Source organism: Aquifex sp. (assembly GCF_056494385.1).
The window spans coordinates 23367-35965 of the sequence record NZ_JBSLZM010000114.1 but is presented as its reverse complement, the minus strand read 5'-3'; the positions used below and the strand labels follow the sequence as shown (position 1 = coordinate 35965).

15 protein-coding genes are annotated in these 12599 nt (G+C 41.3%); 10 read left to right on the top strand and 5 right to left on the bottom strand.

Translation table 11 applies throughout. From position 1 onward, the window contains the following. From ACWB1W_RS08600 to der, 5 genes are all read left to right on the top strand, one after another. Positions 1-1287 (top strand): transglutaminase TgpA family protein (locus ACWB1W_RS08600; protein ID WP_479370956.1); only part of this gene is annotated, 1287 nt, incomplete at its 5' end. A gap of 48 nt (positions 1288-1335) precedes the next feature. Continuing rightward, a complete protein-coding gene (locus ACWB1W_RS08595) occupies positions 1336-1641 on the top strand; it encodes an ArsR/SmtB family transcription factor (RefSeq protein ID WP_459775114.1) in 306 nt (101 codons plus the stop codon). Beyond that, positions 1631-1957: a thioredoxin gene (gene trxA, locus ACWB1W_RS08590; RefSeq protein ID WP_479370955.1), complete on the top strand. Its 327-nt coding sequence runs from the start codon at positions 1631-1633 to the stop codon at positions 1955-1957. Before ACWB1W_RS08595 ends, trxA begins: the two co-directional genes overlap by 11 nt. Positions 1958-1962: 5 nt before the next feature. Then, entirely contained in the window at positions 1963-3000 is a 1038-nt protein-coding gene (locus tag ACWB1W_RS08585; protein ID WP_479370954.1) for a flagellar brake protein, read from the top strand. After that, a complete protein-coding gene (gene der / locus ACWB1W_RS08580; RefSeq protein ID WP_479370953.1) occupies positions 3000-4301 on the top strand; it encodes a ribosome biogenesis GTPase Der in 1302 nt (433 codons plus the stop codon). Before ACWB1W_RS08585 ends, der begins: the two co-directional genes overlap by 1 nt. Here der and pgsA read toward each other — a convergent pair. After that, positions 4298-4792: a CDP-diacylglycerol--glycerol-3-phosphate 3-phosphatidyltransferase gene (gene pgsA / locus ACWB1W_RS08575; RefSeq protein ID WP_479370952.1), complete on the bottom strand. Its 495-nt coding sequence runs from the start codon at positions 4790-4792 to the stop codon at positions 4298-4300. The two genes, der and pgsA, sit on opposite strands and share 4 nt — an antisense overlap. 2 nt (positions 4793-4794) lie before the next feature. Continuing rightward, on the bottom strand, positions 4795-5331 hold the full coding sequence (locus ACWB1W_RS08570) for an NTPase (RefSeq protein ID WP_479370951.1): 537 nt from the start codon (positions 5329-5331) through the stop codon (positions 4795-4797). A 32-nt stretch (positions 5332-5363) separates the two neighbouring features. On the opposite strand from ACWB1W_RS08570, the gene tpiA reads away from it, so the two are divergent. Continuing rightward, positions 5364-6107, top strand: coding sequence for a triose-phosphate isomerase (tpiA, locus tag ACWB1W_RS08565; RefSeq protein ID WP_479370950.1), 744 nt, complete (start codon positions 5364-5366; stop codon positions 6105-6107). Here tpiA and ACWB1W_RS08560 read toward each other — a convergent pair. The 3 genes from ACWB1W_RS08560 to ACWB1W_RS08550 are packed head-to-tail and all read right to left on the bottom strand — an operon-like array spanning position 6066 to position 8466. Continuing rightward, a complete protein-coding gene (locus ACWB1W_RS08560) occupies positions 6066-7130 on the bottom strand; it encodes an LptF/LptG family permease (RefSeq protein WP_479370949.1) in 1065 nt (354 codons plus the stop codon). The two genes, tpiA and ACWB1W_RS08560, sit on opposite strands and share 42 nt — an antisense overlap. Then, a complete protein-coding gene (locus tag ACWB1W_RS08555) occupies positions 7130-7714 on the bottom strand; it encodes an SCO family protein (RefSeq protein WP_479370948.1) in 585 nt (194 codons plus the stop codon). The genes ACWB1W_RS08560 and ACWB1W_RS08555 overlap by 1 nt, the downstream gene beginning before the upstream one ends. Continuing rightward, positions 7711-8466, bottom strand: a complete 756-nt coding sequence (locus ACWB1W_RS08550; protein ID WP_479370947.1) for an oxygen-binding di-iron domain-containing protein — start codon at positions 8464-8466, stop codon at positions 7711-7713. Before ACWB1W_RS08550 ends, ACWB1W_RS08555 begins: the two co-directional genes overlap by 4 nt. A gap of 38 nt (positions 8467-8504) precedes the next feature. Between ACWB1W_RS08550 and trpS the strand changes: the two genes are divergently transcribed. Genes trpS through ACWB1W_RS08530 form a run of 4 tightly spaced genes read left to right on the top strand, consistent with a single transcriptional unit; the run spans position 8505 to position 12581 of the window. Continuing rightward, a complete protein-coding gene (gene trpS, locus ACWB1W_RS08545; RefSeq protein WP_479370946.1) occupies positions 8505-9692 on the top strand; it encodes a tryptophan--tRNA ligase in 1188 nt (395 codons plus the stop codon). Position 9693: 1 nt separating this feature from the next. Further along, positions 9694-10722 carry a hypothetical protein gene (locus ACWB1W_RS08540; protein WP_479370945.1) on the top strand — a complete coding sequence of 343 codons (1029 nt, stop codon included), beginning with the start codon at positions 9694-9696 and terminating at the stop codon, positions 10720-10722. Between the two features lie 6 nt (positions 10723-10728). Further along, positions 10729-11400 (top strand): PilZ domain-containing protein, encoded by a 672-nt coding sequence (locus ACWB1W_RS08535; RefSeq protein ID WP_479370944.1) that lies wholly within the window; start codon positions 10729-10731, stop codon positions 11398-11400. Further along, entirely contained in the window at positions 11397-12581 is a 1185-nt protein-coding gene (locus ACWB1W_RS08530; protein ID WP_479370943.1) for an FtsX-like permease family protein, read from the top strand. Before ACWB1W_RS08535 ends, ACWB1W_RS08530 begins: the two co-directional genes overlap by 4 nt. The last annotated feature ends 18 nt before the right edge of the window (positions 12582-12599 follow it).

Below are 12599 nucleotides of genomic sequence, written 5' to 3'. Positions count from 1 at the left end.
AGGGTTGATAAGCCTCTGTTTGATATAGCAGGCGGAAAGGGGGGACTAATCAGCGGTTTTACCGATGAGGTTGAGCTCGGAAAGGTAGGAGAGATACAACTTGACAGAAGGGTCGTTTTCAGAGTGTTCGGACGGGAGTTTAAGGAAAAACCTTACTGGCGACTGGCCGTTCTTGATACCTTTAAGAATAACAAATGGTTCAGAACAATCAAGGAAAGAGAAGAAGAAATTAGAAAAGGCGAGAAGACTTATACGATAATCCTTGAACCTACTTACGATAAATACCTCCCCACACTTGATTACCCCAACTATGTTGTGAGCGTTGAGGGAACGTTAGAAAAACCGAAAAGGGTAAAGGGAGGTGTTTACATCTTTGATAAACCCATAACTAAGCCCTTGAGGATAAGGGCAGTTTCTTCGGATGTTTTTCCCGAAGACAAACCTGTAGCTATTTCCCTAAAGGTTCCCGAGGATATATCTCCGCGTATAAGGAAGTTGGCGAAGGAGTTATCAAAGGGGACAAGAACAGCCCAAGAAAAGATAGAGAGGGTTAAGAACTTCTTCAAGGATTTTAGATACTCCCTAAAGCTAGAACACGAGGGTGACCCTCTGGAATACTTTCTATTTGTCTCCAAGAAGGGAAACTGTGAGTTTTTTGCTTCCGCAACCGCTATTCTTCTTAGGTTGATGGATGTTCCCGCAAGACTCGTTAGCGGATACCACGGAGCAATAAAAAACGAATACGGCAATTACTACATAGTTTTAAGTGCTATGGCTCACGTCTGGGTTGAAGCCTTTGACGGAAAAAAATGGGTAAGAGTAGACACGACCCCTCCTTACGTTCCGGAAGGTGCTAAACATATATCTAAAATTTCCCTAATTTACGATGCCATTTTAACCTTTTGGTACAAAAACGTTGTAAACTTCACGGCGGAAAAGCAGAGGAGAACACTAAGATTAGGAATAAAATCTCTCGGAGAAATACCTAGGAAATTATCAGAAAATCTTCATTACATACTTCTTCCCTTATCCTTAGCCATAGGTATGTTTGTATACTTAAGGGAAATAAGAAAGACTCCGGAAAACCTTTACAGAAAACTCTTGAGAAAGCTAAAAAAATATAACATTAATGAGCGTTCTCCCGAAAGAATTCTGGAAAAAACTAAGGGAACCGATATACACGACAAGGTTGAATTTGTAGTCAGAGCTTACCAGAGGTGGAAATACTCCCCTGTTAAGGACAAAGAGGAACTCAGGGAAGCTTATAGAGTCCTTAAAGAAATCTAATATCCTTATATTAGATAATAAGAATTTTTTTGGTAAATTATTAGTAGGATGCTTAGGGAAGATATTCTTAGCGATGAAAAGCTTGAGGAGTACGCAGAATTTTTTAAGGCCCTTTCCCACCCTGTAAGGTTAAAGATAATAAGCATCCTGATGGAAGGAAAGCAATGCGTTAAGAACCTCGGTGAAATTTTAAATCTTTCGCAACCGAGTGTTTCACAACACCTCTCCATACTCAGAGCACGCGGGATAGTAGGTTGGAGAAGAGAAGGCTCAATAATATGTTACTATATTAAGGACGAACGCGTTAAGAAGCTTTACAACTTACTCATTAAGGAGGAGGAAAATGGCAGGTAGGGTGATTGAGCTTAGCGAACAAAACTGGGACCAAGAGGTTCTCCAGTCCGATAAACCTGTTCTTGTAGATTTTTGGGCTCCTTGGTGCGGGCCCTGTAGGATAATAGCTCCCATAATTGAAGAGCTCGCGGAGGAGTTCGGAGACCAGATTAAGGTTGGGAAGCTGAACACCGATGAAAATCCGAACATAGCTATGAGATACGGAATTAGGGCTATTCCTACGATAATCCTCTTTAAAAACGGGGAGGTGGTGGATACGAGAATAGGGGTTCAACCAAAAGAGGCGTTAAAACAAATGATACTTGAACATGTATAAAATTTATGGAAGCTCAAGCCGGATTTGATACCTTTATTGAGGCAAGCCGTTACCTCTTTCGGGGGCCTTCCCCCCAGGAGATTCTTTTATTTATCATAGTCTTCTCCGCATTCCTGGGAGTAGTTGCCGTTCCGGTAATCTATCTGAGGATAAAGGAAAGACAGAGGATAAAGGAAGTTTTTTTTTCAAGGGCTAAGGATTATGACCTAACAGAAGAAGAAACCGAGCTCCTCTGGAAGTATGTAAGGCAGTTTCCCGTAAATCCTACACTTGTTTTTGAAAATAAAGCTTTATTTGAAAAAATTGTTGACAGAATAGTAAGGAATGGAAATCCTGAAGAGATAAAACTCATATCCACTATAAGGATGAAGCTTAGGTTCAGCTCCATACCCTGGTTCATTCCACTATCAACTACGAGGGACATAGAGGTTTACCAAACGGGAAAATTAATAGTCGGAGACCAGGAAGTTGACGCATACGTTTACGACAAGGATGAGGAGTATTTATACATTGCCCTGCTCCAACCCATAAGCGTAAAGGTAGGCGATAAAGTTAAGTTTTACTTCCTAAGGGAAAACGATGCGAGATACTCCTTTGAGACAAACGTTGAGAAAATTTTTATGGAGATGGGAAGGATGATTTTAGCTGTAAAACACACGGACAAACTGAACAGAATACAGTTCAGGGAAACCGTAAGGTGGAAGGTAAAAATTCCTGTGAAGTTTACGATTCTAAGGAAGGAGGGTGAGGAAACTTACGAGGGAATAATAGAAGATATAAGCCTGAGGGGAGCAAAGGTTTGCTACGAAGGAACGGTAGACGTAAAGGAAGGGGAGAATATCCTTCTTGACTTTACCCTTAAGGGCTATAAATTTATGAATTTACTTGGAAAAATAGTTCATAAAAGCGTTTACGAAAAAAAGGTATGTATGGGAATAAAGTTTGAAGAGATTTCAAGAAAGGAAGAGCAGATTATAGAGAGCTTTATACTTGAGGAACAAAGGAAACTCCTCAGAGCTTATAAGATGGGAGAGATTACATAATGGGAAACAGGGTTGTTATTATCGGTAGACCGAACGTCGGAAAGTCAACTCTTTTCAACAGACTTATAGGCAAAAGGTATGCGATAGTTGAAGACTTTCCCGGCATAACGAGGGATATTATTGAGGGAAAGGCCTCGTGGGGAGGGAAGGAGTTTATCGTTGTTGATACGGGGGGTCTTGTTCCAGAAACAAAGGACGAGATAATAAGGGAAGTGAGAAAGTTCGTTGAAAAGGAAATACCTAAGGCTGATGTAATTCTCTTCGTTGTAGACGGAAAGGAGGGTATAAATCCCCTTGATGAAGAAATAGCAAAACTTCTTTATCCTTACAAGGATAAGGTACTACTTGTCGTTAACAAGGTTGACAACAAAAGGATTGAGAAAAACGTTCCGGAGTTTTACTCCCTTGGCTTTGATAAGGTTTTCCCCATATCCGCCCAGCACGGAAGGGGAACGGGTGAGCTGCTTGACGAAGTAGTTAAGTATCTCAAGGGTGAAAAAGTTGAAACCGTTGAAGAGGGTATAAAGGTTGCTTTCGTGGGTAGACCTAACGTCGGAAAGTCTTCACTCGTAAACGCTATACTCAAGGACGAAAGGGTTATAGTTTCACCCATTGCGGGAACTACGCGGGATGCAATAGAAGTTCCCTTCAGGTGGAATGATAAGAACTTCATACTAATAGACACCGCCGGGGTTAGAAGACCTTCAAAGGTTGAGTACGGGGTTGAGTTTTTCTCTGTGGGAAGGAGTATTAAAGCTATAGAACTCTCGGACGTTTCCTGTATTGTTATAGACGCCTCGGAAGGGCCAACACGCCAGGACAAGAGATTAGGGGGACTAATTGAGAGAAGGTATAAGGGGTGTGTAATTGTAGCAAACAAGATGGATATATCTCCGTGGAGTAAAGAAGAACTTGAGGCGATAATAAGGAAGGAGCTTTTTTTTCTTGACTTTGCACCTATAGCTTTTACCGTTGCCACAAAGGGCGAGGGTGTTGAGGATCTTCTAAACTGGATAGATACAGTTTACAAAGATTACACTAAACAACACAAAACCTCATTCATCAACAGGGCTGTTCACAAGATACTGAGTGAGAAACCTCCCCCGAGATACAAGGGAAAGGAAGTGAAGGTTTATTACGCATTTCAGGAGAGCATAAAACCTCCGACTGTAGTCCTGATAACCAATTATCCCGACGCTTGGAAGGAAAATTACAAAAGATTCTTTATAAAGAAACTGAGGGAACATTTGAACATAAAATACGCACCCATAAAGCTCGTTATAAGGGGAAGGGAAGATTAAGCTGTCTGCTTCTTGAAGCTTTTTATATACTCGAGGGCAGAGGCGTAAGCAAGAACAACGGAGATAACCAGAAGGATATTTCCAAGCTTTATCCCGGCAAGTATGAGTATAACGGATAAAAACTCAAAAAAGGCCTTAAGTTTTCCAAGGAGGGAAGCTTCCATATAAATTCCCCTTTCCACCGCCAAGCTCCTTAGGAAGGATATACTCAGTTCCCTAAAGGTTAAAAGAATTACCCATAGGCTTTTAACCTTTCCGACCTCAACCAGAGCTATAAGGGGGAGCAGGACAAATACTTTGTCGGCGTATGGGTCAAGCAATTTTCCCATATTTGAAACTTTTTTATTCTTTCTTGCGAGGTTCCCGTCAAACCAGTCGGTAATCGCTCCGAGAATATAAAGCAAGAGGGCAAGTCTGTAGTTTTCGGAAAGGATTAGAAAAACAACGGGAAATGTAAGAAGTATTCTTAAAAAGGTAAGCAGGTTTTCCATTTTTACTTTCCGAGCAGATTTAATATATCCTCAAGGATTATATCTCTGTTCTGTTTGTTCAGTTCTATTAAAACTGCACCGGGAAGTCTCCTTATCTCTCTCACGAGGGGGTGGACGTCCCTTATGGGAATTGTTGCTATAACGTTAACCGTCGGGTCGTACATAATCTTTCTAACCAAATCCCTAAACTTTTTTGAGAAAAGTTCCATCTTTCCTATCTCGTCTATAACTATTACCTTTCTCTTGTCCCTTTTTGCCTCGTTGTAGGCTTTCTCAAGTATCGGAATCGCAAGCTCCTCAAAGTATTGAACGTTAACACCGTAAGAGCCGACGAGTTTCTTAGAGGTGAAAAACTTTGAGGAAAAAATCTTTTTCTTTCCCTCGGTCGTGATTATCCTAAAACCTGTTCTATTGTTGGTTTCGGGGTCTCTTACCTCCTCGGTCCAGAATCCAACTGCTCTATTTCCGAGTCTTTGAACGAGCTTTTTAACCAGTGTTGTTTTCCCCACACCGGGTTCTCCCGTGATGAGTATTTTCATAACAAGAAATTTTAAAGGTAGAATGAAAATTTATGAGAAGGTTGATAGCCGCAAACTGGAAGATGAACAAAACACCCAAGGAAACAGAGGAATACCTAAAGAAGTTTTTGAGATTTGTTGAACATCCGGAAAGCAGGGAGATACTTATATGCCCTCCATTTACGTCTCTATGTGTTGCTTCAGAGATACTTAAAGGAACGGGTGTTAAACTCGGTGCTCAGAACTGTTATTACGAGAAAAAAGGAGCATACACGGGAGAGGTATCAATACCTATGCTTAAAGAACTCGGGTGTGAATACGTGATAGTTGGACACTCCGAGAGGAGACATATATTCGGCGAATCTGACGAATTAATTCACAAAAAGGTAGTTGCATGCCTTGAGGAAGGAATAAGACCAATCCTATGTGTTGGTGAGAAGAAGGAGGAACGGGAAGCAGGTATGACTTTTAAGGTTGTTGAAACTCAGATAAAGCTCGCTCTTAACGGTATTGAGGAGCACGTTGACAGAATAGATATAGCTTACGAGCCCGTATGGGCTATAGGGACGGGAATCCCCGCAACTCCCGAGGATGCAGTCCAAGTTCACACCTTTATAAGAAATCTCTTGAAGGAGTTAAATCCAAAGAACGAGGGTAAAACGAGGATACTCTACGGAGGAAGTGTGAAGCCCGAAAACGCTGGGGAGTTTATGAAACACAAGGAGATAAACGGATTACTCGTCGGGACCGCAAGCTTAGACCCTGAATCCTTTGCGAAGATCGTATACTCCTTTTAGAAAGAGGAGGATAAGAAAACTTATAGGAATAAGGGAAAGGTAGAGGGGCTGGTTTGCCTTCTGGGTTATAACCTTAGGTGAGAGAACTACACCCCACAAAAGTAGCAGTCCTACAAATAATCCTGCGCTAACCTTCTTTATATCCCTCCATCTAAAGAACAAGTAAAAAGTTAGCAGTGATACAAAAAGGGAAAGAAATGAAAACAGGGTTCTAAACAAGAGTTCCCCTCCGTAGGTATCCGCATTAAGTCCCACCGCCTTGCTTTTCGTGTAAAGGACAAACAGATCCTTTAAGGTTAAAAAGTCTATCTTCGTTGAGAACAGCTCAACCTCCTTTAGTTTTAGTCCTATCTTTACTTTTTTCATTCTCAGGGGTTTTTTTTCCCCCTTGATTAGGTCGTAAGCTTCACCAAGGTAAACGGTTATCTCGTCACCTTCCCATACTCCCGTGTAAACCCTTATCTCCTCAAAGGGTGTTAAATCCCTTAAAACCTTTATCGCTACCATATCTATGAGCATGCCGTCCGAAAGGTTCAGGCTACCTATGTAGTAGTAAGTTCTGTATTTTCCTTCCTTTAAAAACCAAAAGTCTTTTATGACACCCGAAACCTTCTGTTTCTTTTTGTAATGTTTTTCTATATACCATAAATTACCCAGCAGTTTCGGAAAAAGATATTGATTTCCGAGGAGAAAACCGAAAGAAATTAGGGCAAAAAAGAGGAGAACCGGAAGGGAAAACCTAAAGGGTGATATACCGAAACTCTGAACCGTGAGGTCTATCTTTTTTTCAATTATCCTTTTTAGAAAAACGAGGGAAGATATACCAACCGTTATAAAGGAAAGGTAGTAAAAGCTGAGGGGGAGAAGGTTAAAAAAATACTCAAAAGCTACGCTCAAACGCTTTTCCTTAAATCCCAGTAAAAACTCTAACAGCGCATAAAGGGATACGAGAAGGACGCTCACGAGGTTTACGGAAAGGAAAACGAGGAGAAAGTTCCGAAGGAGGTAAAAATCAAACAGCATTAAAGAAGGTTCTTTATATCTTCCGCCATGAGGTCGGGTTTCTGTCTGCTCGTAGAGTATATGAGCTTAATCTTTCCGTCCTTGGTTATGAGGTAAATGAGTGCGGTATGGTCAACGAGGTAGTTATTCTTGTCTTTCTGTTGAACCTTCTTGTAAAAGACCTTATAGTGTTTCGCTACCTCTTTTATCTCCTCGGGTGTTCCCGTGAGTCCGAGAAAACTTTTATCAAAGTATTTCGCATACTTGGAAACCAGCTCCGGAGTATCCCTATCAGGGTCAACACTTATAAAAACAACTTGAACCCTCTTTTTCTCATCTTCGTCAAGCTTATCCATAGTCTTCTTTAGGGTATACATAGCAGTGGGACAAACGTCGGGACAGTGGGTATAACCGAAGAACACGAGAATGATATCCTTTTCCTTGAGGATATCCTTTAGGCATACTGTTTTCACCTTCCCGTTTTCTTCCGTCTTCAGACAGAAGTTATATGCCGGCTTGTCGTAAAGAACTCCGTTGAACTCTTTTTTATTCTTACACCCTACGAGTAAAAGGATTGTAATAAGAAGAAAGCTTAATACCTTCATGGTATTGAGTATATATCCTCGTTCATCAAATCAACACCGCATTTCAGGTTTTCTGCCCAATCTATGAACTTATTCACCAGCTCCTTTCCCTTGAATATCGCCCCGTGCTGTGGTGCGATTACCTCTATATCCAGTTTTCTCACCATGTTAGCCCATAGCCTGAGAACTTTGTTTGAGGCCATATATCTTTTGTGAAATCCCTCCATATACTTTATGTGTTCTTCAAAGTTTTCCACAAAGAAGTAGGGCTGGTTAAGGGAAGCCCCAAAGTCTCCGCTGAAAAGTATCTTTGAACAGGGGTCGTAAACTTGAAAGTTTCCGGGGGAATGCAGAAAGTGAGCGGGAAGTATAAGAAGCTCACACCCGTTTAGGTCTATTCTCGTTCCCCTATCCTCTATGGGTTTCACCCTCTCTTCAAAATCCTTCTCAAGTCCAAAGTGGGGAAGGAACCTTATCCAAAGTTTTGATATGTAGGCTTCCGCATTTGTTGTGAGAAGCCATCCATTTAGTGCTGCAACTATATCCGGGTCCTGATGGGATAGGAAGATATACCTGAGTTTATTGGGAGGAAGGTGTACGGATATATCCCTCTTGAGTTGCGAAAATACTTTGTGTCCTCCCGGGTCAAGAAGCATTCCCTCATCGTTGTGAACTATCAGGTATTGGTTTGCTTGAACCGCACTTGCGGGGGTGAGCTCCTCAAAGAGCACAACTTTATGATTTGGGCTCTCAAAAATTACCTGTCCGCTCATAATTTTTAGTTTAGCCCTTCCGTTTAAAATAATCTCCTATGCGTGTAGTAAGCGGTATGAGACCCACCGGAAAGCTCCATCTCGGACATTACTTCGGAGTAATAAGAAACTGGGTAAAGCTTCAGGAGGAACACGACTGCTTTTTCTTCATAGCGGACTGGCACGCTCTTACAACGGCTTATAAGAATACTAAGGAACTGAAAAAGAACATAAGGGAGGTTATGATAGATTGGCTTGCCCTCGGTCTTGACCCAAATAAAAGTGTTTTATTTATACAGTCCCTCGTGAAAGAACACGCGGAGCTGTGTCTTCTTTTCGGTATGCTCACTCCGAAAAGCTGGCTTGAGCTGAATCCCACCTATAAGGACCTCAAGTATAACCTTCTGAGGCTTTCGGACCTTGAAAGAGAGTTTAAAGAAAAACTTAAGGAAAAGCTTGAAGAATTTTTAAGACTCATACCTTTTGAGATAAGCAGCCCGGAAAAGTTCAGGGAACACATTCTTGAGAACTTAACCCAGACGATGATTGAGGCACTCTTTGAAGGGGAAATAGAGCCCGAAATCCTAAAGAGACTGAACGTATCAAAGAAAGACTTTTACGAAACCGATACCTTCGGTTTTCTCGGATACCCTGTCCTCCAAACATCAGACATACTCGTTTATAAAGGTGAGGCGGTCCCTGTGGGGGAAGACCAACTTCCCCATATAGAGCTATCCAGGGAGATAGCGAGACGTTTTAACAGGCTTTACGGAAAGGTTTTCCCGGAGCCGAAGGCGCTTCTTACGGAAACTCCTAAGATACCGGGGACGGACGGAAGGAAGATGTCTAAATCCTACGGAAACGCAGTCTTTTTTGCGGATACAAAGGAAGAGGTTGAAAAGAAAGTTATGAAGATGTTTACGGACCCTCAAAAGATAAGAAAGAACGACCCAGGAAGACCCGAGATATGTCCCGTATTTTCGTGGCATAAACTCTTTACGTATGACAAAGAGTTGGTTGAAAGAATAGAAAAAGACTGTAGAACGGGAAAGCTGGGTTGTGTAGAGTGTAAAAGAACACTCCTGAGATACCTTGAGGAGTTTTTAGAACCGATAAGAGAAAAAAGAAGGGAGCTTGAAAAGAAAATTGATGAGATAGAGGAGCTCTTTTACGAGAACTCAAAGAAGGCGAGAAAAGAAGCTCAAAAAACTATGGAAGAAGTAAGAAAGGTTATGAACCTTCCCTGAGATGGAGTTTATTATTCTCCTCTTTATTCTTTTTCCCATCTCATTTGTAGTTTTTTACCTTTACCCCGTAGCCTTTGTTAAAAATGTTGTAAAAAAGGAAAACCTTATAAACCCTCCTAAGATTTTTCTTTACTCTTACGTTTTCCACATACACACTCAGTTCTCTTACGACGGCCTCGGAAAGCCCGAAGATGTGAAGAGAGCTATCTCCGAGAATAATCTTGATTTTGCGGTAATCACGGATCACGAGGTAGACCACTTCAAGTATTTTCAAGATGAGAAAACTATCGTAGGTGTCGAAAAAAAACTGAACGACGAGAAGGGAAACCTCCTCGGAGACCTTATAGAACTTGGGGAGTTAAAGGTGATATCCCACCACTTCAGAAAGTATAAATGGAAGCTTGAAAGAAGGAGAGAGTATTTATTTGAGCTAATAAACTTAAAGGACGCTCTTGTTGAAAACAGAAAGGGGTTATTTTTTTACCTACTTCTCGCCCCGTTTGTATACCCTTTTATGAAGAGGAAATACCTTGAGAACTTCGTTAAGGTTATAGACGTTGAGAAGTATATAAGGAAATACTTAAAAGAAAAGTGGGAAAACAAGATTATAGGCGGTCTTGACCACCACGTTAAGGTCTACATAAGAGAGGTAGGCATAAGGTTCTTATTCCCCTCTTACAGCTTTTCCTTTAAGCTTCTTAGAAACTTCCTTCTCAGCTCTAAACCTATAAAGAATAAGGATGAATTTATAAAAGCCCTCGGAAGAGAGATAAACCTCATATCCTTTTCGGAAAAGCCGTCACTTGTGTGGAACGAGGGAAAAAGACTTTTCGTTTACTCACCCTATCCGAACGTTCTTGTCAAGGTTTTCTCAAATAATGAATTAAAAATTTTTGAGAGCTCATCTTTAGAGCTTGAACTTTCGGAAGGTCGTTATATAGTTTGCGGATACAGATACGCCTTTAAGGTGTGGAAGTTTTACTTCGGTTTAAAACCCCTCTTTGTTTCCGACCTTGTAAACGTAAACTAATAAAGTATGGAAACTAAGCTTTCCGAGATATTTAAAGAAGGGGAGAAGTACGATATATCAACGAAGTTCAAAGAGCTTCCCGTGAAAACTAAGTTAAGGCTTTCTTGGATAGATGATACCTCAAGACTCCTCGGGTTTTCCTGGGGAAAGTGTGTTTTCAAAGGAGCTTTTCAGCCCCAAACAGGGGTTTACATAAACGTAAACGATAAGTATGCCTACGGGAAGGTTGTTGCTAACACAAAGGAACTCGTCGTTGAGTTTGAAGAGTTCAGGGAAAAGCCCGAATTCATAGACAGAAGGGCTGTAAGGGTAGAACCCGACCCCACAAAACCCGTGATAGTTGAACTGAGCGTAAACAGCTACAGCCTGAAGGTTTATGCAAAAGATGTAAGTGAGACGGGTGTTGGGGTGATTCTTGAGAGGAACACACCGAAGGCCGATGAGGTCTTAGGACTTCTCCAGAACAACCCCTCCGCGTGGTTTAACCTTTATGTTCACCTTCCAGGGTATGGAACTGCACACGCAAAGGGTAGAGTTAGGAACTTGAACGTCTCAGAGGAAGGAGTTTACATAAGGATAGGTTTTGAGGCTGAATACTCACCGAAGGACAAGGATAAGGTGAGAAAATACGTCTTTGATAGACAACAGGAGATTATAAAATCTCTAAAGATGCTATGAAGATATACCTAAAGATAGCGTTAAGATACCTCCTCAGTTCAAGGGGTGCATCCCTGATAATATCCCTCATAGCTTTTTTCGGTATATTCCTGAGTGTATCGGCGATACTCCTCACGATAGGCGTGTTTACGGGATTTCAGGATGAACTAAAGAATAAGATACTCTCAAACACACCCCATATAGTGATAACCCTCTACTCCGACGATGAGAAAGAAGATATAAAGAAAACTCTTTCGGAGATACAAGGGATAAAGAACTTCCTCAGCTTTAAGCTTTACAACGCCTTTCTATCAAGCGGTAGGGTTATCCAAAGTGTGAGTGTAAAAGCGACGAATTTTTCCGATAAAAACTTCAGGAAATTTATAAAAAGAAACCTTCTTGAGGGAGAAATAAAGGGTTTAGTTATAGGAAAAGGTATAGCTGAGATACTCGGGGTGAACGTGGGGGAGAAGGTGAGCCTCGTATCTCCTTTCGGGATAAGAACTCCCACGGGTGTTATTCCTAAGGTGAAAAGCTACAGGGTAGGGGGGATATTCTACACGGGTTCATACGATAAGGACTTTGCCTTCGTTTTTATGGATATAGGCGAGGCTGAAAAGTTCTTCAGACGGGACTTCGGTGTTAACTTAACGGAGGTTTACCTGAAAGAGCCTTACAAAGCTAACGAAATTAAGGAGTTAATTCTTAAAAGGCTAGGAAATACGGTGATAGTCCGCTCCTGGATAGACCTAAATAAACCCCTGTTTAACGCCCTTGAGCTTGAGAAACTCGGACTGTTTTTTATCCTCCTCCTTATGGTTCTCGTCGCTTCTTTTAACATAACGAGCTTGCTTTTCGTTAAGGTGAAAGAAAGGGTAAGGGATATAGCGGTTTTTAAGACATTCGGTATGAAGAAAAAAGGAATAGTTTTCATATTCATTTCCGTGGGTATGAGTCTCGGAGTGTTGGGTGCCCTTCTAGGGATAATAAACGCTTACGTTCTCGGCTACTTCATAAACGAGTATAAACTCATAAGGGTATCCGAAGAGGTATACATGATGAGCTACATTCCCGTTCACATAAAGCTTAAGGACGTTTTAGCAACGTTTATCGGAACGATAGTTCTCTCATTCTTTTCTTCTCTCCTTCCTTCCCTGAAGGCTTCTTCCGAAAGAGTCATAGAGGTTTTGAGAAAGGAGTGAGTTTTGTTATAATGTTGT